23 protein-coding genes are annotated in these 21957 nt (G+C 70.6%); 15 read left to right on the top strand and 8 right to left on the bottom strand.

Annotated elements, in window-relative coordinates; all coding sequences use genetic code 11:
• Nucleotides 1-97: 97 nt before the first annotated feature.
• The 4 genes from AC4MBH_RS18030 to AC4MBH_RS18015 are packed head-to-tail and all read right to left on the bottom strand — an operon-like array spanning nt 98 to nt 5707.
• Nucleotides 98-1609 (bottom strand): hypothetical protein, encoded by a 1512-nt coding sequence (locus AC4MBH_RS18030; protein WP_491796604.1) that lies wholly within the window; start codon nt 1607-1609, stop codon nt 98-100.
• A gap of 21 nt (nt 1610-1630) precedes the next feature.
• On the bottom strand, nt 1631-3466 hold the full coding sequence (locus AC4MBH_RS18025; protein ID WP_491796602.1) for a glycoside hydrolase family 15 protein: 1836 nt from the start codon (nt 3464-3466) through the stop codon (nt 1631-1633).
• The gene (locus AC4MBH_RS18020; RefSeq protein WP_491796600.1) at nt 3463-4875 is read right to left on the bottom strand and encodes a glucose-6-phosphate dehydrogenase; all 1413 of its coding nucleotides are present in this window, start codon (nt 4873-4875) and stop codon (nt 3463-3465) included. The genes AC4MBH_RS18025 and AC4MBH_RS18020 overlap by 4 nt, the downstream gene beginning before the upstream one ends.
• 58 nt (nt 4876-4933) lie before the next feature.
• On the bottom strand, nt 4934-5707 hold the full coding sequence (locus AC4MBH_RS18015; RefSeq protein ID WP_491796598.1) for a crotonase/enoyl-CoA hydratase family protein: 774 nt from the start codon (nt 5705-5707) through the stop codon (nt 4934-4936).
• 53 nt (nt 5708-5760) lie between these two features.
• On the opposite strand from AC4MBH_RS18015, the gene AC4MBH_RS18010 reads away from it, so the two are divergent.
• The 6 genes from AC4MBH_RS18010 to AC4MBH_RS17985 all read left to right on the top strand — a co-directional run bounded on the left by AC4MBH_RS18010 (nt 5761) and on the right by AC4MBH_RS17985 (nt 9238).
• Nucleotides 5761-6930 carry an acyl-CoA dehydrogenase family protein gene (locus AC4MBH_RS18010; RefSeq protein WP_491796597.1) on the top strand — a complete coding sequence of 390 codons (1170 nt, stop codon included), beginning with the start codon at nt 5761-5763 and terminating at the stop codon, nt 6928-6930.
• A gap of 246 nt (nt 6931-7176) precedes the next feature.
• On the top strand, nt 7177-7593 hold the full coding sequence (locus tag AC4MBH_RS18005; RefSeq protein WP_491796595.1) for a YbaB/EbfC family nucleoid-associated protein: 417 nt from the start codon (nt 7177-7179) through the stop codon (nt 7591-7593).
• Entirely contained in the window at nt 7590-7934 is a 345-nt protein-coding gene (locus AC4MBH_RS18000; protein WP_491796594.1) for a hypothetical protein, read from the top strand. The genes AC4MBH_RS18005 and AC4MBH_RS18000 overlap by 4 nt, the downstream gene beginning before the upstream one ends.
• On the top strand, nt 7934-8425 hold the full coding sequence (locus AC4MBH_RS17995) for a WXG100-like domain-containing protein (protein ID WP_491796592.1): 492 nt from the start codon (nt 7934-7936) through the stop codon (nt 8423-8425). The genes AC4MBH_RS18000 and AC4MBH_RS17995 overlap by 1 nt, the downstream gene beginning before the upstream one ends.
• Nucleotides 8418-8897: a polymorphic toxin type 30 domain-containing protein gene (locus AC4MBH_RS17990; protein WP_491796590.1), complete on the top strand. Its 480-nt coding sequence runs from the start codon at nt 8418-8420 to the stop codon at nt 8895-8897. The genes AC4MBH_RS17995 and AC4MBH_RS17990 overlap by 8 nt, the downstream gene beginning before the upstream one ends.
• Complete coding sequence (locus AC4MBH_RS17985; protein WP_491796589.1) at nt 8894-9238, top strand: hypothetical protein; 345 nt, start codon at nt 8894-8896, stop codon at nt 9236-9238. The genes AC4MBH_RS17990 and AC4MBH_RS17985 overlap by 4 nt, the downstream gene beginning before the upstream one ends.
• A 40-nt stretch (nt 9239-9278) precedes the next feature.
• Here the strand turns inward: AC4MBH_RS17985 and AC4MBH_RS17980 are convergent, their stop codons facing one another.
• The gene (locus AC4MBH_RS17980; protein WP_491796587.1) at nt 9279-9557 is read right to left on the bottom strand and encodes a hypothetical protein; all 279 of its coding nucleotides are present in this window, start codon (nt 9555-9557) and stop codon (nt 9279-9281) included.
• Nucleotides 9558-9605: 48 nt separating this feature from the next.
• Between AC4MBH_RS17980 and AC4MBH_RS17975 the strand changes: the two genes are divergently transcribed.
• The 4 genes from AC4MBH_RS17975 to AC4MBH_RS17960 are packed head-to-tail and all read left to right on the top strand — an operon-like array spanning nt 9606 to nt 13111.
• Nucleotides 9606-10178 carry a TetR/AcrR family transcriptional regulator gene (locus AC4MBH_RS17975; protein WP_491796585.1) on the top strand — a complete coding sequence of 191 codons (573 nt, stop codon included), beginning with the start codon at nt 9606-9608 and terminating at the stop codon, nt 10176-10178.
• 44 nt (nt 10179-10222) lie between these two features.
• Complete coding sequence (locus AC4MBH_RS17970) at nt 10223-11338, top strand: TIGR03857 family LLM class F420-dependent oxidoreductase (protein ID WP_491796583.1); 1116 nt, start codon at nt 10223-10225, stop codon at nt 11336-11338.
• Complete coding sequence (locus AC4MBH_RS17965) at nt 11335-12366, top strand: phosphotransferase family protein (RefSeq protein ID WP_491796684.1); 1032 nt, start codon at nt 11335-11337, stop codon at nt 12364-12366. The genes AC4MBH_RS17970 and AC4MBH_RS17965 overlap by 4 nt, the downstream gene beginning before the upstream one ends.
• A 4-nt stretch (nt 12367-12370) precedes the next feature.
• Complete coding sequence (locus tag AC4MBH_RS17960) at nt 12371-13111, top strand: hypothetical protein (RefSeq protein WP_491796581.1); 741 nt, start codon at nt 12371-12373, stop codon at nt 13109-13111.
• 315 nt (nt 13112-13426) lie between these two features.
• Here the strand turns inward: AC4MBH_RS17960 and AC4MBH_RS17955 are convergent, their stop codons facing one another.
• Nucleotides 13427-14278 carry a DUF4062 domain-containing protein gene (locus AC4MBH_RS17955; protein WP_491796580.1) on the bottom strand — a complete coding sequence of 284 codons (852 nt, stop codon included), beginning with the start codon at nt 14276-14278 and terminating at the stop codon, nt 13427-13429.
• A gap of 81 nt (nt 14279-14359) precedes the next feature.
• Here AC4MBH_RS17955 and AC4MBH_RS17950 point away from each other — a divergent pair, with 81 nt between their 5' ends.
• Nucleotides 14360-14899 carry a YaeQ family protein gene (locus tag AC4MBH_RS17950; RefSeq protein WP_491796579.1) on the top strand — a complete coding sequence of 180 codons (540 nt, stop codon included), beginning with the start codon at nt 14360-14362 and terminating at the stop codon, nt 14897-14899.
• A gap of 107 nt (nt 14900-15006) precedes the next feature.
• Here the strand turns inward: AC4MBH_RS17950 and AC4MBH_RS17945 are convergent, their stop codons facing one another.
• Nucleotides 15007-15624 carry a hypothetical protein gene (locus tag AC4MBH_RS17945; protein WP_491796577.1) on the bottom strand — a complete coding sequence of 206 codons (618 nt, stop codon included), beginning with the start codon at nt 15622-15624 and terminating at the stop codon, nt 15007-15009.
• A 431-nt stretch (nt 15625-16055) separates the two neighbouring features.
• Between AC4MBH_RS17945 and AC4MBH_RS17940 the strand changes: the two genes are divergently transcribed.
• The 3 genes from AC4MBH_RS17940 to AC4MBH_RS17930 all read left to right on the top strand — a co-directional run bounded on the left by AC4MBH_RS17940 (nt 16056) and on the right by AC4MBH_RS17930 (nt 18891).
• The gene (locus AC4MBH_RS17940) at nt 16056-16478 is read left to right on the top strand and encodes a site-specific integrase (protein WP_491796575.1); all 423 of its coding nucleotides are present in this window, start codon (nt 16056-16058) and stop codon (nt 16476-16478) included.
• Nucleotides 16479-16965: 487 nt separating this feature from the next.
• Nucleotides 16966-17427 carry a hypothetical protein gene (locus AC4MBH_RS17935; RefSeq protein ID WP_491796574.1) on the top strand — a complete coding sequence of 154 codons (462 nt, stop codon included), beginning with the start codon at nt 16966-16968 and terminating at the stop codon, nt 17425-17427.
• A 417-nt stretch (nt 17428-17844) separates the two neighbouring features.
• On the top strand, nt 17845-18891 hold the full coding sequence (locus AC4MBH_RS17930) for a serine/threonine-protein kinase (RefSeq protein WP_491796572.1): 1047 nt from the start codon (nt 17845-17847) through the stop codon (nt 18889-18891).
• 553 nt (nt 18892-19444) lie between these two features.
• Here AC4MBH_RS17930 and AC4MBH_RS17925 read toward each other — a convergent pair.
• On the bottom strand, nt 19445-20386 hold the full coding sequence (locus AC4MBH_RS17925) for a class II glutamine amidotransferase (protein WP_491796570.1): 942 nt from the start codon (nt 20384-20386) through the stop codon (nt 19445-19447).
• Between the two features lie 327 nt (nt 20387-20713).
• Between AC4MBH_RS17925 and AC4MBH_RS17920 the strand changes: the two genes are divergently transcribed.
• Nucleotides 20714-21925, top strand: a complete 1212-nt coding sequence (locus AC4MBH_RS17920) for an HNH endonuclease signature motif containing protein (protein WP_491796569.1) — start codon at nt 20714-20716, stop codon at nt 21923-21925.
• The last annotated feature ends 32 nt before the right edge of the window (nt 21926-21957 follow it).

Here is a 21957-nt window from a genome sequence, read left to right as displayed (position 1 = left end):
GGAAGGCGCGCTGGCGCCTGTCTCGAGACCACCGCAGGCTGTCCACCTCGCCGGGTCTCGACTCGGGCTCGCTGGCGCTCGCCCGGCTCGACCAGCGTCAGTCGTCGGGCGTAGCCGCCGGCGCCGGCTCGGGCGCCGGGGGGTTGGGGTCGGGGACGGGTGCGGGGGCCGCCGTGGGACCGGCCTCGGCGGGCGGCGCCGACGGCTGCGGAGCCTCCTGCTGCGGCGGGGCGTCGACGGCCGGGGCGTCGACGGCCGGGGCGCCGACGGCCGGGGCGCCGACGGCCGGCGCGTCAGCGGGCGGGGCGTCGGTGGGCGGGGCGTCGACGGGCGCCGCCGGTGCCGGGCCGCGGCCCTTGCCGCGACCGGACCGGTTGCCGCGCGTGCGACCGCCACCCTCGCCCGGCGCACCGGGCTGACCCGACTGACCCGGCTGACCCGACGGACCACGACCACCGCCAGGCCGGCCACCACCGCCACCGCCGGGCCGCCCACCACCGGGCCGGCCGGCGCCGCGCTCGAGGCGCGGCTCGGCGCGGCCGCCGAGGAACAGGTCGGCGGCACCGGTCACGAGCGGGCCGGCGAGGGCCTCGGGCGAGAGCCAGAGCTGGGACAGGGCCTCGTCCTCGAGCACCGGGACGGCGACCCGGACGTCGGACATCGTCACCTGGTGGTCGAACATCTCGAGCACGAACTCGTCGACGGCGCGGAGCGACGCGACGACCTCGGTCACCGGCCGCTTGCGCGCCGAGACGAGCCGCTGGACCAGCGACTCGGTGGCGGCCGACGACCGGCCCTTGGGACGGCTGCCGCCGTCGAGCTGGTGCATGGCCGCACCGACGGCGTCGAGCGCGGTCTCGAAGACCTCGGTCCAGCCGTCGGCGCGCAGCGTGACCTCGGCCGTGCCGCCCTTGCCCGAGCGCGCCAGCTCCTCGGCCGTACGCCGCCGCGGCTTGGTCAGCGCGACCGGCACCTGCAGCCAGCCGCCGCCCTTGCCCGCGGGCGGGTGCACCAGGCACACCGGCGTGACCTTGCCGCCGGCCAGCACCAGCGCGTCGGCGCGGGCGAGCTGGCGGCGGTCGAGCTTGCCGATGTCGACGGCGCCGTGGTGGTTGACCGCGATCGCGTCGACGACGGCGGTGACGGTGGTGGAGCCGCGGACGGCCTTCCAGAACTCCTCGGTCGCGCTGGTCGGCACCCGGTCGAGCCCGAGCGCGACCATCACCATGGGCTCGCGGCCGGTCACGCCGAGCCGGCGCAGCGCCTCGCGCAGCGGGTCGGCGGCGGCCGGGACGCCGGCGTTGACGGCCTCGATGACGCCGATCCGGAACGCCTGCTCGGCCAGCCGCACGTGCGGGCGGAAGAGCTGGGCGGCGTGGCCGAGGGTCGCCTGGTCGGCGTAGGCCTCGCCGGAGCGCTGGACCTGCGAGGAGAGCACGGCGGCCACGGCGAGCCGGACGACCTGCTGGGTGAGCCACTCGCGCGGCGTCACGCTCCACTCCTCGGCGCTGCGGGCCGCGGCCGCGGCCAGCTGACGGTCCGACGGTCTCTCCGGCACCGACAACCGGCGGGCCGGCAGGATCAGCTCACGCGACAACGACTCAGCCATGCAGCGAACCGTAACCGTCGCTCACCCGAGCCGGGCGTCGAGGTTGGTGGCCGCGCTGATCAGGCTCAGGTGCGTGAACGCCTGGGGGAAGTTGCCGAGCTGCTCGCCGGTGAGCCCGACCTGCTCGGCGAAGAGCCCCAGGTGGTTGGCGTAGGTGAACATCTTCTCCAGCGCGAGCCGGGCCTCGTCGAGCCGGCCGACCCGGGTCAGCGCCTCGACGTACCAGAACGAGCAGATCGAGAACGTGCCCTCGGCGCCGTCGACCCCGTCGGGCGACTTCTCCACGTCGTAGCGGAAGACCAGGCTGTCGGAGACCAGCCGCTCCTCGATCACCTTGAGCGTCGAGAGGAACCTCGGGTCGTGGGGCGCGACGAACTTGACCATCGGCATCAGCAGCACGCCGGCGTCGACGCTGTCGGCCCCCTCGTGCTGCATGTAGGCGCCGACCTCGGCGTCCCAGCAGTGCTCCTGGATCCGGTCGTAGATCTCGTCCCGCACCCGCGACCACGCGGCGATGTCGCCGGGCAGGCCGCGCTGGCGGGCGGTGCGCATCATCCGCTCGACGGCGACCCAGCACATCAGCCGCGACGTGGTGTGCCGCTGTGGCTGGTCGCGGATCTCCCACATCCCGGAGTCGTCCTGGTCCCAGTTGTCCATCACCCACTCGAGCACCCGCTGCAGGTCCGACCACGCGGCGTGGCTGATGCCGGGGCCGTACTTGTTGAACAGGTAGACCGAGTCGATGAGCTCGCCGTAGATGTCGAGCTGCAGCTGGCCGGTCGCGGCGTTGCCGATCCGCACCGGCGCCGAGTCGCGGTAGCCGCGCAGGTGCGGGAGCTCGATCTCCTCGGGGATGTTGCCGTCGATGTCGTAGGCGACCCGCAGCGGCCCGAGCTCGGGGTGCTCGGACTCGCCGCCGTTGCCCTCGCCCATCCGGATCGACAACCACTCCATGAACCGGGCGGCCTCGTCGGTGAACCCCAGCCGGAGCAGGGCGTAGAGGCTGAACGCGGCGTCGCGGATCCAGACGAAGCGGTAGTCCCAGTTGCGCGAGCCGCCGATCTCCTCCGGCAGGCTGGTCGTCGGCGCCGCCACGATCGCACCGGTGGGCTCGTGGGTGAGCAGCTTGAGGGTCAGGGCCGAGCGGTTGACCATCTCCCGCCAGCGGCCGCGGTACGTCGACCGCGAGAGCCAGTCGCGCCAGTACGCCGTGGTCCGGGCCAGCAGCTCCTCGGTCTCGGCCACGTCGGTCTGCGGGGGCACGTTGTCGTCGGGGTCGAGCACCTCGAGCACGAACAGCGCGGTCTCGCCGGTGGCGATCTCCCACTCGGCGCGGACGTCGTGCTCGTCGACGTCGAGCGCCACCGACGCCACGAGCCCCAGCCGGACGCCGTCGCCGGCCAGCAGCAGCCGGCCGTCGTGCTCGGTGATCTCGGCCGTGGCGCGGGCGTAGTCGGGACGCGCCGACAGCCGCATCGACATCGCCGTGGTGCCGCGCACGCCGACGACCCGGCGCACGATCCGCTGGCGGTGGTCGACGTCGTCGGCGCGCAGCACCGGCATGAAGTCCTGCACCTCCGCGACGCCGCCCTCGGTCAGGAAGCGGGTGATGAGGATGTTGGAGTCGGGCAGGTAGAACTGGTGGGTCGTCCCGCCGCTCGCACCGTCGGCCGGGGCCAGCGACCACGACCCGGCGCCGGGGTCGAGCAGGCTGCCGAAGACGCTGGGCGAGTCGAAGCGTCCCGCGCAGAACCAATCGATGGTGCCGTCGGTCGCGACGAGCGCGCAGGTGCGGAGGTCACCGATCAGGCCGTGCGCGGCGATCGGGCGCCACTGCTCGGCCGGGTCGGCGGTCACGCGCGGTCCCACGGCGGCGTCGGGCCCCAGGAGCCCGGCTCGTAGGTCTGCACCTCGGGCGGGTCCTCCAGCAGCGGGGCGCACACCTGCCAGAGCCGGTCGACCTCGTCGGCCCGGGCGAACAGCAGCTGGTCGCCGTGGAAGACGTCGAGCAGGATCCGCTCGTACGCCGCCAGCGGCTGCTCGACCGGGCCGCCGTCCGACGGCGGGTGCTCGGCGTAGTCGAGGGTGAGCGTCGCGGGCGCGACCTCGAGCTCGGGACCGGGCTTCTTGCCGCGCAGCTCGACGGCGACCTTGGGCTCGTCGCCGAGGTCGAGCACCAGCTGGTGCGGGTGGTGCTCGTCGCCGGCGTCGCCGAACAGGCCCGGGTCCGGCTCGCGGAACCGCACCGTCACCGTCCGCCGGTCGGCGGCCATCGCCTTGCCGGTGCGCAGGTGGAACGGGACGTCGCGCCAGCGGTCGGTGTCGACCCACGCGGTGAGCGCGACGAGGGTCTCGACCTCGGAGTCGTCGGCGGTGTCCTCGTCGTCGCGGTAGCCGTCGAACTGGCCGTAGACCGTGTCGTCCTTGGTGAACGGCCGCAGCGCCTCGAACACCGCGGCCTTGGCGTCGCGGACCGCGTCGGCCGTGAGGTCGGCCGGCGGCTCGAGCGCCACGAACCCGAGGATCTGGGAGAGGTGGGTGGTGACCATGTCGCGCAGGCAGCCGACGGTCTCGTAGAAGCTGCCGCGACCCTCGAGGCCGAGCGCCTCGGGCACCTCGATGTGCACCGACTCGACGTTCTCCCGGTTCCACGACGTGGCGAAGACGCGGTTGGCAAACCGCAGGGCCAGCACGTTCTGCACCGCCTCCTTGCCGAGGAAGTGGTCGACGCGGAAGACGTCGTCCTCGCCGGCGACGTCCTTGATGGCCCGGTCGAGCTCGCGCGACGACTCGAGGTCGACGCCGAACGGCTTCTCCACCACCAGCCGGGCCCGCTCGGCGAGACCCTCGCGGCCGAGCATCGCGACGATGTCGGGCATCGAGGCCGGCGGCACCGAGAGGTAGATCAGCCGGCGTACGTCGTCGACGTCGACGCCGGCCTCCTCGGCCACCTCCTGCTCGACCTTCCGCACGACCTCGGCGAGGTCGCTGCCGTCGTCGGCGTCGGAGGTCTGGAAGCGCACCCGGTCGGGCAGGTCCCCGGCGTCGCCGTCGGCGTCGGCGACCGAGGTCCGGACGATGTCGGCGTAGTCGTCGTCGGGCTGGTGCCGGCCCGTGCCGACCACGGCGTACGCCGACGGCAGCCGGCCGGCGGCACCGAGGGCGGCCAGCGCGGGGTAGATCATCCGCTGGGCGAGGTCGCCGTTGGCGCCGAAGAGCACCACGACGTGCGGGGCGGGCCCGCCGGAGGAGTCGGTCTGGGTCACGCCTCCGAACCTAGGCAGAGGAGACGACCCCGCCGGTCACCTCGCGGGGTGACCGCCGCTACCTACCGGTCCACCTCGGCGGCCGCTTCTCGGCGAACGCCGCCGCCCCCTCCTGGGCGTCGGCCGAGACGAAGGCCGGCATCATCAGCTCGCCCTGGCGCTGCCAGCGCTCGGCGAGCGACCAGTCGGACGACTGCAGCACCACCTGCTTCGACACCGCGACGGCGAGCGGTCCGTTGGCGGCGATCGCGGCGGCCAGCGCGAGGGCGCCGTCGAGGGCGCCGCCCTCGGGCACGACCCGGTTGACCAGGCCGAGCTCGGCAGCGCGGGCGGCGGTGATCGGGTCGCCGGTGAGCAGCATCTCGAGCGCGATGGCCTGGGGGATCCGCTGCGGCAGCAGCATCGCCGCGCCCGCGCCGGCCACCAGTCCGCGCTTGACCTCGGGCACGCCGAGCCGGGCGGTCTCGGCGGCGACGACGAGGTCGCAGGCCAGCAGCAGCTCGAACCCGCCGGCGACGGCGTACCCCTCGACCGCGGCGACCAGCGGCTTGCGCGGCGGCCGCTCGGTGAGGCCGCCGAGCCCGCGGCCCTCCACCAGCGGCAGGTCGCCGCTGAGGAAGCCCTTGAGGTCCATGCCCGAGCTGAACGTGCCGCCCGCGCCGGTCAGCACGCCGACCCGCAGCTCGTCGCTGGCGTCGAGCTCGTCGACGGCGGCCGCGATGCCGTGGGCGACGGCGCCGTTGATCGCGTTGCGGGCCGCGGGCCGGTTGATGGTGATGACCTGGACGCCGTCGCGCGCCTCGACCAGGACGACCTGCTCCTCGGTGCTCATGGCCGTCATCAGACCAGATCCGAGCACGCGCCCCCGCGGACTATCGTCGGGACATGCCCGCCCGACGCGTCCTGGACACCGACGAGCACGCCGACCTGCTGCGCCTGGTGCGCCAGATCTGCACCGAGGAGCTGCTGCCGCAGGCAGCGGAGGCCGAGGCCACCGAGGCCTTCCCGCGCGACGCGTTCCGGGTGCTCGGCAAGACCGGCCTGCTCGGGCTGCCCTACCCGGAGGAGGTCGGCGGCGGCGGGGTGCCCTACGAGGTCTACCTGCAGGTGCTGGAGGAGATCGGGGCGGTCTGGGCCAGCGTCGGGGTCGGCGTCTCGGTGCACGCGCTGTCGTGCTTCGGGCTCTACACCCAGGGCACCGAGGAGCAGAAGGCGTGGCTGCCCGAGATGCTCGCCGGTGACCTGCTCGGCGCCTACTGCCTCTCCGAGGCCCACGCCGGGTCCGACCCCGCTGCGATGCGCACCACCGCCCGGCGCGACGGCGACGACTACGTCCTCGACGGCGCCAAGGCGTGGACCACCCACGGCGGCCAGGCCGACTTCTACAAGGTGATGGCCCGCACCGGTGAGGGCTCCCGCGGCATCTCGTGCTTCCTCGTGCCCGGCGACGCCCCCGGCCTGTCCGCCGACCCGCCCGAGCGCAAGATGGGCCTGACCGGCTCGCACACCACGACGATGCGCCTCGACGGCGTCCGCATCCCCGTCGAGCGGCGCCTCGGCGCCGAGGGCGATGGCCTCAAGATCGCCCTCGCCGGCCTCGACTCCGGCCGCCTCGGCATCGCCGCCGTCGCGACCGGCCTGGCCCAGGGCGCCCTCGACCACGCCCTGGCCTACGCCAAGGAGCGCACGACGTTCGGCAAGCGCATCCTCGACCACCAGGGCCTCGGGTTCGTGCTGGCCGACATGGAGGCCGCCGTCCAGACCGCCCGCACCACCACCCTGCACGCCGCCCGCCTGCGCGACGCCGGCCTCCCGTTCGGTCGCGAGGCGTCGGTCGCCAAGCTGGTCGCCACCGACAACGCGATGAAGGTCACCACCGACGCCGTCCAGGTCCTCGGCGGCTACGGCTACACCCGTGACTTCCCGGTCGAGCGGTTCATGCGCGAGGCCAAGGTGATGCAGATCTTCGAGGGCACCAATCAGATCCAGCGCCTGGTGATCAGCCGCTCCCTCGACACCGGCACCGGCGGCGCCGGCGAGATCAGCCACGTCTGAGCCGGACGCTGGCCGAGTCGAGACCCGGCGAGGTCCACGCGAACGGCGAGCACGGACCCTGCGGGGTCTCGACTCGCGGAGAATTCGTCCCCGCGGCTCGACCACCGTCAGCGACCCACGCTGGTCGAGGAGGTCGGTCACGACCGTCTCGAGACCCTGGTCCGGGCGGTCTGCCACCCCGGCCGAAAACGGAGGTTCGGATGGGCCCCGGCCGTGGTAGACGTGAAGGTCGACGGAAGGAGACCCATGACCGCCGGAGTCGGAGGCAACGAGTTCCAGGACACCCTCGATGACGTACGCCGCCTCCTCGACCAGGCCCGTACGTCGCCGCCAGACCCGGGCGAGCCCATCCAGGCCCAGGCGGCCGACGGCCAGGTCCGTGTCGAGATGCAGGCCGACGGCGACCTCACGTCGTTGACGGTCGACCCGAAGCTGCTGCGCGAGGGCCTGGAGGTGATCTGCGAGCACGTCGTCACCGCGGTCAACGACGGCCACGCCCGGCTGCGCGAGCGCGCCGCCACCGCGGCCGGCACCGGCGACATCGACGTCATGTCGGCCCAGCTGCAGGACCTGCAGCTGCAGTCGGTGCGCCAGATGGCGGCGTTCGGCGACGTCCTCAACGACGTGGTCAAGCAGCTGGTGCAGGGCGGGCAGCAGCGGTGACGTCGGGTGGGTTCCAGGTCGAGCCGGAGCAGCTCCGCGAGGCCGGTCAGCAGCTCGTCGACCTCGGGCAGCGGCTCGACGACCGCTGGAGGTCGCTGCTCACCGACGCCTCCTCGCGGGGCGACATCTTCGGCGACGACATGGTCGGCAGCCTGATCGGGGCGACCTACCTCGCCGCGCAGGACATCGCCGACGAGTCGTTCACCGGGGCGGTCGAGGACCTCCGGTTCTGCGGCGAGTCGCTCGGCGCCGACGCCGAGACCTACGCCGTCGGCGAGGACCAGACCGCGGCGGAGGTGCGTGGCCTGCCCACCGACCTCCCCTCGACGGGACGGTTCTGATGGGCATCATGATCCCCGGCGAGCTCGCCGACCTGCTCAACCAGCTCGGCTACACCTGGCCGAAGAGCGACGAGACCGCCCTGTTCGAGCTCGGCTCGGAGTGGTTCACGATGGGGTCCGACGCGTTCGAGCTCGCCGGTGACGCGCAGGGCATCGCCCAGACGGTGCTGGGCAGCAACGCCGGCGACTCCATCCAGGCCTTCGCCGAGCTGTGGCACGAGGAGGAGGGCCCCCTCGACGTCCTGCGCGCCGGCGGGGCCGGCGCGACCGGCGTCGGCGGGGCGCTGATCGTGTGCGCGGGCATCGTCCTCGCCCTCAAGATCAACGTGATCATCCAGCTGACCATCCTGCTGATCCAGATCATCCAGGCCATCGCCGCGGCCGTCGCGACGTTCGGCGCCTCGCTCGCCTGGATCCCGGTGGCCAAGGAGATCGCCGGCCGGCTGATCAACCTGCTGGTCGACCTGGCGATCGGTCAGGTCCTTGGCTAGGGGCAGCGCGGCCGCGTCGCGGTCGGCGTCGGGCGTCATCGCCAAGGTCGCTCGCTCGCTGTTCAAGTCGGGCCGGGCGCGCAGCGGACGGATGACGGCGGCCGCGCGACGGGCCGCCTCGGGTTCGTCGCGCAACCCGATCGACATCGTGCCGCCCGGGGCCAGCCGCCGCGCCCTCTCCCCCAACCCCAACGCCGTCCGCGAGGGCGTGGAGTACAGCTGGCGCAACAGCAACGGCCAGCAGGTGACGCTGCGCGCCCACGGCAACGACCTCAGCGCCCCTCCGGGCTCCAACGCCGCCAACGGACCGATCTACCGGGTCAAGGTCGGACGCTTCTACATCGGACGCAGCGGCCAGCAGTACCCTCCTGAGGCGTTCGACCCGACGAGCCCGAAGTACGACCCGAACGCGGCCAGCGACACCCACATCCCGTGGCCGCCCCAGACTCCAGTTCCTTGGGGGAATCCATGAGCATCCCGTCCAGCACGGTCGACGAGGTCAAGGCCGGCCTGGTCGGCGGCAGCGCGTCCGAGCGTGCGCTCGCGGCCGACCGGGTCACCGACTACCCCGGCGCCTTCGACGCCGAGCAGGCCCGCGCGCTGGTCCGGGCCCTGGTCGCGGCCGCCGTGCGCGAGACCGACACCGACGCGCTCGGACGCGAGCTCAACGCCCTCGACGAGCTGCGCGGCTGGCAGCGACCCGACCGGGCGCTCCTCGACGGCATCCGGCACGTCGACCGGCAGGTGCTGCACCCGGCCGACCAGGAGTTCCTCGACGTGCTGGTCGGCTACGCCGACGGCACCGCTGACTGACCGCTCAGCCGACGCTGGTCGTGGCCGTGCCGCGACCGGGTCAGCCGCGCTCGACCAGGTCCTCCCACGACCCGTCGGCGCGCTTGACCTGGGCGCGGGTGAGCTCGCCCGTCATGCCCGAGTGCAGGCGCAGGGCCACCTCCACGCCGTCGGCGAGGGTGGTGGTGAGGTCGCGCTCGCCGTAGACCACCCGGGTCGAGTCGACCTCGGTCCCGTCCACGACGAGACGGGCCCGGTTGAGCACCACCAGCCTCGTGTCGAACTCCAGCTCCACCTGGTGGTCGCCCACCGTCGTGCCGTACCGCGTCACCGATGCCATCCGCGTGTCCTCCTCATTCCGTTAGTCCGACTAACGTAACATGAGCGGGTGGCGCGCCCAAGAGATCCGCGGATCGACCGCCTGGTCGTCGACGCGTGCGTGGCGCTGCTCGAGGAGGACGGCCGGGCCGACCTCTCCCGAGCGCGGATCGCCGAGCGCGCCGGTGTGAGCCTGCCCGCGGTCAACCGCCGCTTCGCCGACGTCGACGAGATCCTCGTCGCCGTGGCGCGCACCCCCGGCGGCCCACCCCACGCCCCCGACCTCCCCGAGCCCGACTCACTGCGCGCCTTCCTGGTCAGCCGCCTGACGGTCCTGGCGCGGAGGTTCGCCACCGGCCGGGTACGCCGCTCCGCCGCCGAGCTGCTGGCCGCGGCGGCCGGCCACCCCGAGGTCGACGAGGCCTTCCGCGCCACCCTGGCCGGGCTGCGCACCGAGGGGCTCGCCTGGGTCGAGCACGCACGCGCCCGGGGCGAGGTGGACGACGCCGTCGACGGCGACCTGGTCCTCGACCTGGTCACCGGGTCGGCCTACTACCGCCTGCTCTGGCGCGGCGAGGCGATCACCGAGGCCGAGGTCGCCCAGGTCGTCGACGTCGTGCTGGCCGGCACGCGTCCGGCCTGAGCCGACCCTGGCGGACTGGACACCTGTCCAGTTAGGTTGGACAGGTGTCCACCACCGCGCCCGTCGACGACCCGGTGGACGTCGAGCCGCCCCTGCCGGAGCTGGGGTTCTACGGCCTCGCCGGCCACTCGGCGTCCCCCCGAGACCTGCTCGACGAGGTCCGCCTCGGCGAGCGGCTGGGTCTGGGCAGCGCCTTCCTGTCCGAGCGGTTCAACCTCAAGGACGCCGGCGTCCTGGCCGGTGCCGCGGTGGCCGCGACGACGAGGCTCGGGGTCGGCACCGCCGCCACCAACCACTCCACCCGGCACCCCCTGGTGACCGCGACGATGGCGACCACGTTGCACCGGATGTCGGGTGGGCGCTACGCGCTGGGCCTCGGGCGCGGCTTCGACCTGCTGTGGGACGTGATGGGCCTGCCGCGGATCACCTCGGCTCAGATCGAGGACGCGATCGGGGTCTACCGGCGACTCTGGCACGGCGAGGCGTTCGGCCATGACGGGCCCGCGGGCAGCTATCCCTACCTCAGCCAGGACGGCTCGTTCGACGAGGACGTCCCGGTGATGCTGATGGCGATCGGCGACAACTCCCTGCGCCTCGCCGGCCGCGTCGCCGACGCCGTCGTGCTGCACACCTTCCTCACCGACGAGGCGCTGGCCCGCTCGGTCGCCGTCGTACGCCGCGCCGCTGAGCAGGCCGGTCGCGACCCGGCGTCGGTGCGGGTGTGGGCCGTGCTCGCCACGGTGGAGGACTCGATCCCCGAGGAGGCGCGGCTGCGCAAGCTGATCGGCCGGCTGGCGACGTACCTGACCGGCTACGGCGAGGTGCTGGTGCGGGCCAACGGGTGGGACCTCGCCGACCTCGAGCGGTTCCGCACCGACCCGCTGGTCCAGGGCTATCCCGGCGCGTTCGACGCGATCGGCACCACCGACGAGCTGCTCCACCTCGCCGAGGTGCTGCCGGACTCGTGGCCAGCCGCAGCCGCGACCGGCTCGGCCGAGCAGTGCGCGCGCCGGGTGGTCGACCAGCTCGACGCGGGCGCCGACAGCGTGGTCCTGCACGGCGCGACCCCGGCCGAGCTGGCGCCGGTGGTGGCGGCCTACCGGTCGATCCGGCCCGACGGCCTCGACGCCCTGCCGACCAACCCCGGGTGGGCGCGATGACCGTCGCCGGCGTCGAGGCGATCGACGCCGCGTGGCTGTCGGACGTGCTGGGCCACCGGGTCGACACCGTCTCGGCCACGCGGGTCGGCACCGGGCAGATGGGCGAGTGCTACCGGCTGGCGCTCACCGGCGAGGACGTGCCCGCGACCCTGATCGCCAAGCTGGGCTCCGCCGACCCGGCCGCCCGCGCCCTCGTCGGCGGCGCCTACCGCGGCGAGGTGCGGTTCTACGAGGAGGTCGCGCCGACGGTCGCGGTCCGGGTGCCGGCCTGCCACCACGCGGCGTACGACGAGGGGTCGGCGCAGGTGGTGCTGCTGCTCGAGGACCTGGTCGGACTCGAGCAGGGCGACCAGCTCGCCGGCTGCACCCCGGCGCAGGCGCACGACGCCGCGGCCAACCTCGCCGTCCTGCACGGCCCGCGCTGGTGCGACGAGACGCTGCTCGAGCTGGAGGACGTGAAGCACAACCAGCAGGACGACGCCGACCTGCTGGCCGAGATCTACGGCCCGTCGGTCGACCTCTACCTCTCCGACGCGGGAGCCGGGCTCTCGGCCGAGGACCAGACGACGCTGCGCGCGACCGCCGCTGCTGCCGGCCCCTGGCTGCTCGCCCGCACCGACCGGTTCGCGCTGGTGCACGGCGACTACCGCCTCGACAACCTGATGTTCCCCACCTCCGGGGAGCCCGGGTGCGTGGCGGTCGACTGGCAGACCACCAGCCTCGCGCCGCCCCTGCGCGACCTCGGCTTCCTCCTCGGCACCGGCCTCTCCCCCGCGCTGCGGAGCGAGCACGAGCGCGCCGTCGTGGCGACGTACCACCGGGCGCTGGGGACGTACGCCGTCACCGACTACGACCTCGACGGGTGCTGGCTCGACTACCGCCTCTCGATGCTCCAGGGCCCGCTGATCGCCGTCCTCGGCTGCGTCTACACCGCCCGCACCGAGCGCGGCGACCGGATGTTCGCGGCGATGCTCGAGCGGTCGTGCGCCGCGATCCGGGACCTCGGCACGCTCGACCTCGTACCCTGACGTGGTGAAGGCCCAGACCGCGGTCGCGCTGCTCCTCACCGCCTCCTTGGCGGGCTGTGGCGCGGAGGCGTCCGACAGTCCGCCGGCCCCGCCCACGACGACCGACACCACGAGTACGACGACGCCGACGGCGCCCGCGACACCGACGGCCGAGGAGGTCCTGGCCTCGGCCCTGCTGACCCGCCGCGAGGTCCGCCCCATGTCCCGGATCCGCCCCGCCGGCGACGCCGAGCCCGATGAGGACGACCTCGTCGGCACCTGCCTCGCCGACCTCAGCTCGCTCGGCGACGCCGCCGGGGACGACCCCACCGCCGAGGCCCGCACCACCTTCCAGGAGCTCGGCGAGCCCTACCAGACCCTGCTCTTCGACCGGGTCGCCGAGTACGACGACCCCACCGCCCTCGCCAAGCGCTTCCGCACCTTCACCGCCACCATCGAGGACTGCGCCAGCGTCTCGACGACCGACGACCAGGACGCCGAGTACGACCTCCAGGTCACCTCCGACCCCACCGTCGCCCTCCCCGGCGCCGACCAGACCCTGGTGGTCGACGCGATCGGCACGATCGGCGGCCCCGGCGGCGAGTCCCCCCTCGCCTACCGCTACGTCCTCGCCCGCTCCGGCCCCTACCTCTCCGTCGTCGGCACCCTGTACGTCAACATCGACATCACGAGCGTGTACGACGACGCTGTCGAGCTGGCGACGCTGCAGGTGGAACGGGTCGCGGCCTTGCCGCGGACGGGCTGACGGGCTGCGTGGGGGTTGCGCTGCTGGCGCATCCTTCCGCCCAGAATGACGCGGGGGTTTGGGCGGTCGCTGGGTTGGATGAAGATGCTTCCCGGTCATCTCGCTCGAACGGCGATCGTTAGCGCGATCGCGGCATCGGCGACGTCAGTCAGCGTGTCCATTCTCGGGCGGCTCGGGACCGTTGCGCCGGCGCCTCGCTTGGTGGTTCACAACGTGGCAGGGCCGTAGATTGACGCTGACAGCCACGAGGGTCCACGTTCGTAGGCGGGTCTTGGACGGAAGCGGAAAACCGCCTGGTGTGGAATCTTTCTGTGCTCAGAAGAACGACACGGTGTGCGACGACGATTTCGCGACGCCAGCTTCGAACCATCTGAACGAGATCGTCACGTGCGAAGCCATCCCCCACGACAAGATGACCGGAACCGAAATCTCACCACCGTGCCTCGGCAGCGTGAAGAGGCCGGGGTCAGTCAGGATCATCGGCGCCTCAGAGTCGACGTCATCCCCAGACGGCGTGAGCTCGAATGAGATGTCCTCCGCGTCAGCGTCTCCGGTGTTTATCAATATGAGGCGGTACGAGGTTCCTGCCTTCATGGCACGAGCCTGGAGCGCGGCACCCTCTCGCGCCGAGTTGCGCGCATCCGTCGGTGCGCCCAGTTCGAGGGCCACAATGTCGGCCTCGATCGCTCGCCTCACCTGATCCTTCAACGACCCTGGTGTATCGAACGACCCGTACAGACCAAGTTTCTCGATCTCCTTCTTGAATGCTTCGAGCGTCGCCAGCGCCTCCGGGTTGACCTGCGCACGGTCGATCGGCATCGAGGAGAAGTAGACGTGGACCCGCTTGCCGGCGTCCTTCGCCTCGTGGAGTTCCTCCGCCGTGCCTGACGCGTACCGCGGCGTCTCTTGGCCGAGCTTCGAATGGAAGATCCCGATTACGACGTCAGCCTCGTCGACCAGCTGCCGGTTGATGACCGTCTGGCCGTCTTCGCCGGTTAGTTCTGGGACCGCGTTAGTTTCCCACCTTCGCGGCAACAGCACCACAGATGCGGCGGCTGCCCGGTCGCCGTTCCATTCGTGGAGCGCGTGTTCGACGGCGTCACGCAGCTCGGCGGTATCGGATGGTGAAGCTATGAGAACACGGAGCACATTCGCAGAGAAGGTCACAGTCTCGACGGTATCCGGCGCGGTGGCCTGGGCGACGGTTACGGCGCGGGAGGTCCCCGTTCCCGGACTAGGCTGAGCCCCATGGCGGCCGGCGCGACGATGCACACGTTTGAAGTCGAGTTGGCCGACACGGATCGCGGGGTCTACGAGGAGTTCACGCTGCGCGCGGCGCGGCATCCGTCAGAGACCGAGGCATACCTCGTGACGCGCGTGCTCGCCTATTGCCTCGAGCACGAAGAGGGCATCGCATTCAGCGAGGGCATCTCGGCGACCGAAGCCCCGGCGGTGCTGGTGCGTGACCTGAGCGGGAAGCTGCTCGCCTGGATCGAGGTCGGCGCACCGGATGCCGCGCGGCTTCACACAGGCAGCAAAGCTGCCGAGCGCACGACGATCTACACGCACCGCGACCCGGCCAAGGTGCTCGCGCAGTGGGCAGGGGCGAGGATCCACCGCGCCGCCGAGATCGTGCTGCACAGCTTCGATCCCGGGTTCATCGATTCAGCGGTGAACACGATGGAGCGGCGCAACACGATCACGCTCACCGTGACGGAGCGGCAGCTCTACCTGGAGCTGAACGGCGTCCACCTCTCATCGGCGGTGCACGACCACCCGATCAGCTAGCGGGAGCGACGTCCCGCTGCCGATCCTGATGCGCGACTTCCAACGCGCGTCAACGCACCGCGACCGATGTGGTTCCGTACGCCAGCAGCAGAGGTCGCACCTGCGAGTCAGCCACTGCGACCGTCGGCTGTGATGTCGATGTCGCCATTGTCGTGCAGTTCAAAGTGATCGTTCATCATCGCCAGATAGCGATCGAGATTGATGGACTTTAGAGCCCGACCGTGGGTCGGTGCTTCCTGGTTGGCGAGTCCATGAAGTGCCATGAACAGACCGGACACTCGAGTCCTCGCCCTGCGCAGTGACTCGTGCGCCTTCGCAACTACGTCCACGGTCACCGGTGCGGCGGCAACTGCAGGCTCGAGTTGCCCCGCAGTGAGGCGGAATGGTTGCCAGGAGCCGCCGTCGGTGTTCGCACTGCTTGTGGCTTCGAGCCAGATGTCGTGAACCACCCGGTTACGGATGGAGTTCGCCCTACGAGCGGCGCTAAGGGCTGCCAGGCCAGCGTCGACGACGAGGTGGTCGCCGTAGGTCTTGCGGAGCAGCCGACGACAATTGTTGGCGAGTTGATCAACTCCTGCGCCCGCCGGGTGCGGCTTGCCACCCAGGATGCGCCGCACGTTGCCCAGGTCGTACTCCAACAGGGCGTTGGTCCGCGCAACACGACCAACGAAGAGCGAGAGCTGGTCGTCATCGCTGAGGCCTGCGAACGGGTCCCCGATGGTCATGTGCAGACGGTACGAGCGCGAGACACGTGCTCGGCACAGGGTTCGGGTCCGGGTTCGAGGACCGTTCGTTCAAATTGGTCCAGCCGCTCCGGCCTGTTGGTGGCGAGCAGAGAGTTACGGTGCTGCTTCTAAGGGTCTCGCCGTGTCAGCGGCGGGTACAGCGAGCCACTCCGACCTCGCCGCGGAGTCGTCATGCCCGACCAGGAGAACCGACCGACAGCCCTCTTGCCGTTCCAGCCGGCCACGACGACACCGGCTCAGCTCGCTGCAGTGTCGTTCTTGGCCCGCTACAGCGGGCCCACACATCACCTGTACGCCTACCAACTGCGCCAATGGTTCGCCTGGTGCGAATCGAACGGCCTTGACGCTCTCATCGGAGTCGAACGAGCACACATCGAGTTGTACATCAGGCACCTCGCAGATCCGGACTGATGGCCTCATCGATCAACACGATGATGCACGGCGTCCGCGGCTACTTCCGGTTCGCTCACATCGACGGTGTCACCCCGTCCGACCCGGCCGTCTACGCCCGCCTCCCAGAGGTCCACCGTGACGAGTCACGCACCCAGGGCCTGGACCGCCTCGAACTGATCCGGTTTCTCCAAGTCGCGCAGACCATCACCGTGCACCATGGAGCGCTGGCCTACCTCCTCGGCATCAACGCCCTTCGCGCATCCGAAGCCGCAGCAGTCCGGATCGAGGACTACGCCGAGACACTGCGCGGGCACCGAGTGCTCCACCTGGTCGGCAAAGGCAACAAGCCCGCAACCATGCCCATCACCGTCCCGGTCCTACGCGTCCTCGAAGCATGCCGAGGCCAACGAGACAGCGGTCGCCTGATTTGCGACCACTGACCAGCAACCCGATCGACCGGCGCGACGCCTACCGCATGGTCCAACGCATCGCCCGAGCCGCAGCGATACCCAGACACATCAGCCCGCACTCACTACGCCACGCTGCCATCACCAACGCCTCGATGCCGGAGTCCCCCTACGAGACGCCCAAATCCTCGCCCGACACGCCAACCCCCGCACTGCCGAGCACTACGACCGAGCACGCGGCAACCTCGACCGCCACGCCGTCCACTTCCTCACCGCTTACGTCGCAGGCGTCTGAGCCTGTCCCGCTGCAGTCCTGGCGCCCACAAAGACACGGCGAACGTCAGAGTTCGACGAAGGTGCTCGCTGCGCTCAGACGGCGGGTTGGCGGTGATAAGCAGCACCGCGCATTTATGCTGCGAGAATTCCATTGACTCGCTCCGACTTGGCGCCGGGCGATCAACACCTCTAGGATCGAACACCTGTTCGATTTTCTTCCCCCAGAGCTTCGGAGGATCGTCACATGGACTTGCTTGACCTGATCGGTAGAGGCGCAGAGACCGTCGAGGCGCTCAACCGTGTCGCGGACCTCCGCGAGTCTGCTGAGGACTTCCTGGCAGTGCTCGCTCGTTTCGACGGCTACTCAGTGGTCGCAGCAAGCCCGCAGGCAGAAAGAATCCTCGGCGCGGCGATGATGCTGAACTCGAACCTACAGGCCGGGACGTCCGGCCCATCGGTCGTCGTCTTCGACGTTACGGTTGCCAGCGGCACCTTGATGGCACGCGCCGCTCAGAGGGTCCGCGACGCGGGACACTACGAGCAAAGACTGGTCGGCGTTGCTCTACATTGCCTAAGCGAGGGTCACCATGATTGGTCGTCGTCACAGTTGAGTGAATTGATCGTCGTAGACTGCAAGAGTCCGACGACATCAACTTGCTGGCAAAGCACTGAGAGCCGCAATCACGGCCTCATGCTTACCGGCTGACAGCGACTTCGCGCTCGCCACCAGCGTGTCCTTATCGACCCCTAGCGTCTTCGCGAAGGACCGGGGGTCTCCGGTCTGAACGGGCTTGCCCAGGTGTTCCCGAAGGACGAACATCGCCGCGCCTTCTGCGTGAGCCCGCGAGAACAAGGCCTTGTTCCGCCTGGGCACGGGAGCCGCGCCAGCGGTGCGGATGACCGCAAGGTCAAAGTCCAAGCCAGGCAGCTTGGCCATGAGACGATTTCCTAGGTCGACGACCTGCTCCGACGGGTCGATATCGGCGGCCCGCAACTCGAACTCGCCCTCGAGCACGGGGGTCGCAACTTTGCCACTGACAATCGCCCCAATGAGGCGCGGTTGCCCGCTGGCCGGGTTCACTGAGATCCCCAAAACACGCATGCACAACCGTAACCTGTCCGCATGGCCACGCGAGCGCCCTACCCTGCCGGGACGACGGTCAACGACCGCTACGTCCTCGCTGGCAAGCTGGGCAGCGATGGCGACGTCTACGAGGTATTCGACAGGGTCTTGGAGCGGCAGGTCGCTTTGAAGTTTCTGCACCCAGACGCACCTGGCGCCGCACAACCATGGGACGAAGCGCGCCGCCTAGAAAGCCTGCGCAGCAGATTTCTAATCGACGTAATCAACGCTGACGTCGTGGGCACAAGCGATATCCGGTTTATCGTGACACCACTGGTGGACGGCGGCGATCTCGAAGCCTACGCCGCCGGGACCGGCATCGGGCTCAGCGAGGCAGTTCGTTACGTCCAGCAGGTCGCCGGTGGCCTCGACCGGATCCACGCAGCTGGCATGGTCCACCGCGACGTCAAGCCCGCGAACGTTCTCCTCGACGGCGATGGGGTATTCGTGTCGGATCTCCAGTTCTGCGAGATCCTGGACTCAACCGGGCGCGCCAGCCGAAACGGGAGCTTCTGCACGGTCGCCCCAGAGACCGCCGACGACCACGGCTACTGCTCGCTAGCTTCCGACGTGTACTCGCTGGGCGCCACCGTGTTCTACCTGCTCTCGGGCGAGTACCCAGTCGACCATCGCATACATCGGGCCGAACAAAAGCGATTGATCGAGGCGGGCGACCTGCGCGAGTTACGCGACCTGGCCCCGCATGTCAGTCAGGCCGTTGGGACCGTGATTCGGCGGGCCCTCCATAAGAATCCGACTCGTCGGTACGCTTCCGTCGAGGCTTTCGCGAACGCCCTATCCCACGCTGCCCGCGGTACCCGGGAGTGGCGACGTGTCCTCCACGCCGGGCACCTTCACTGCCTCGAAGGTGGTGTTCACGAAGGACGCGCAGCAGTCCTCGTCTGTTGCGAACCCGACGCGCGCTTGGTGAAGGTCGCGGCTCGGCAGCATCCGTCAGGGCGACGGATCGCGGGCGTTACCGACGAAGTGGTGAAGGCCACGGCGTTGCACAAGCATCTTCAGAAGCTCATTCGGAGCCTGCGGTAACCGACCCGCGAGCAACCTCGACCTTGCTCTGCAGGGCAGACAACTCCAGCGCCGATATTCGGACCTCGGGAGACTCGTGCGTCAGTTCGCTGCCATCGAGCGTGGGACCCAACTGGGCGTGCCGCGCCATCGCCTCACTGGGCGGCGTTCGGTCGCTAGAACGAACGGCGCGACGAGTATGGACGCGGTGAGAACGCCAGCCAGGAAATGGCGGTTTGCGGTTAGCTTCTGGAGGAAGGGCCCGGGTCGCCCACAGACGGGTCTGCGACATATAGCCATGTGCCCTCGTGCTGGACCTCGAGGGTCCACCTATCCCATCCCTCGCGTTCGGAGTACTCCACCGCCCAGCGCACGGCGGCGAGTTGGTCCGGAGGCGTTGCCTCGACGGTCTCGCCAGTCCGGTCATTCCTCAGGCGGTGAAGTCTTGCTTGACTGTCCATACCGCGACGGTAGTACCCGTCGACTCAGGTGCCCGCCGATCGGTGCGTCACTCCACCGCTTGAGGGCGCATAGTCACCGGCTTCAACGCACGGCCCCGGGCGTCGTGGCGCGCCTAGACCGACAACTTTCTGACGGTCCTGGTTACGCGATCACCCGTCTTCTCGAGAAACACGATCTCGCCGAACTCGACGTGCGACCAGCCTTCGGCGTCGTCCGTCAGTGCCTCGGAAGCAAACACGGCCGCCGATGCCTCGTTCTCGTCGCACGCCTCGAAGTCGTAGGACGTGCCGTCGCGCGGGACGTGGCGACCCATGAACATGTACATCGGCTCCAGGAGCATCGAGAGCGCGAAGTCCTCCGTGCCCGGACCGGACCCGCGCAGCTTCTTCCAGTCCCCGACCGGGTTGGTCTCGCCCTGGTGCCCGAGGCCGACGTTGACTCCGATGATCCGGTTCGGCGACACCAGGGCCATCTTCATCTTGGTCAGGGCAGGGAGATCGAGGGCCTTCCTCGCCTGGGAGATGAGTTGGACCATCTTCTCGATCGCGCGTTGGACGTCCTTGTCGCTGTCGCCGTCGAGCAGGGAGAGCAGGAGCACGTAGAGGAACTCTGTGTCCGTCGAGCCCCGCATCTGCTTTAGGTACCTGTCCTCGCAGTGCTGCAGCAGCTCCCTCTGCAGGAGCATCCAGTTCGGCATGTCGCCGTTCTGGGCGATGATCCAGGGAGTTTCGTCGAAGGAGAACGGGTGGCAGTTCTCGTCCACCATGACGGTCGTCGAGTTGTAGATGGCTGCGCGCACATGAGCGAGCATCGTGCTCGCTTGGAGACTAGGGATGATGCCGTTGGCGTTGTCGTCATAGAAGGCAGGCATGGGCCGGCGGTAGATGAACGGGTCCTCCGGCTTGAGCAGGTGCTCGCCCCAGGCACCGAATCCCCAGCCTGCCAGCTGCAGATCTGGGTAGTGCTCAGGGTCGAGAGCTTGATTGACCAGGCTGTTCGAAGGCGTGAGCAGCAGGCTCTCGAGCGGGGTCTCGGGCCCGATGTAGGCGAGCACTCGGCACATACGTTTCCTTCACTGACGAGAGGACGTGCCGCGGTCGGCATCCGCGAGCGTCGCCACCCTACGGGCGAGAGTCGCCTTGCTCGGGGCGAGGCCCAGATACGCCTCGGGGTAGCCGGCCCACGAGGATCCGGTGCCGATCGACGCAGCGACCTCCACCCCCAGCAACGGGCGAGGCCGGAGGAATGCGGCGCGTCATTCCGCCGCCTGTGACGCGTGGGCGCCAACCACGGCCGCAGGTCGCATGCGTCATCCACAGACCCACCGTCGAAGGCGATCCGGCCAAGCAAAACTGTCGGTGGTCGGTGCTTGAGTGGAGCCATGACCAGTCACCGCACCACCTGCCGATCGGACCACCCGATCGCGGTGGCGGTGCGTGCGGTCAACGCGTTGCTGGACGACGTGGAGACGACGCCGGGATGGTCGCTGGACGGGGGCGCCATAGCGGAGCTGGTCGTTGATCTTGCGGCGACCGCGGCGCGGTTGGCGGAGGTCGAGGCGCGGGTGGTGGCGCAGGCCGAGGTGCAGGAGGTGCCGGCCGACGCAGGGTGCTCCTCCACCGCCGCGTGGCTGGCGCAGCGGACCCACCTCACCCGGGGTGCGGCGCAGCGCACGGTGGAGCTCGCGCACGCACTGGCTGCCCGGGAGCAGACCCGGCAGGCCATGGCGCGTGGCGAGGTCCACGCCGAGCAGGCCACGGTGATCGCCAACGCGGTGGCCGAGGTGCCGGTGGCCGACCAGGATCGGGCCGAGAAGCACCTGCTCGCCGATGCCGCCGACTTCGACGCCCACGACCTCCGGCGCCTGGGCCGACGGATCTTCGAGCACCTCGACCCGGCGCGGGCCGACGAGCACGAGGCGCGCCTGCTGGAGCGGCAGGAGGCCCGGGCGGCCAAGCGGACCACGTTCTCGATGCGCGACGACGGCGAGGGCTGCTCGCGCGGCTCGTTCACGATGCCGACGGCGCAGGCCTCGATGCTGCGCAAGATGCTGACGGCGCTGGCCGCGCCCAAGCACGTCCGTGCCACCCACGGGGCCGGGACCTACGACCACGAGCGGCCCACCCCGGCCCGACTCGGTGCAGCGCTCGTCGAGCTGGTCGAGCGCATGCCGTCCGACTGGCTCCCCCGCCTCGGCGGGGTCAGCGCGACCGTCGTGGCCGCGGTCCCGCACGACGTGCTGGCCGGCGCCCACCGGGCCGCCCACCTCGACACCGGCGAGGCCATCAGCCCGGGGCAGCTGCGGCGCTGGGCGTGCTCAGCGGGCGTCCTGCCGGCCGTGCTGGGCGGTGACGGCCACGTGCTCGACCTCGGCCGCACCCGCCGCTTCCACACCCCCGCTCAGCGCACCGCAGTCACGATCGAGCAGCGCACCTGCCGCGAGCCCGGGTGCGGCGTGGCCGCGGCATACTGCCACGTCCACCACGGCACCCCGTGGGCGAAGGGCGGCGGCACCGACACCCGGACCGCGGTACTGCTGTGCCCGTTCCACCACCACCGCGCCCACGCCGCCAGCCATCCCCTGCGGGCCTAGGCGCCCCTGCTGCGTCACGTCTGCCGGTCACA

The sequence above is a fragment of the Nocardioides sp. WJ219 genome (genome assembly GCF_058559815.1).
The sequence above is the reverse complement of the archived record's forward strand: the minus strand, read 5'-3'. Positions and strand labels throughout refer to the sequence as shown.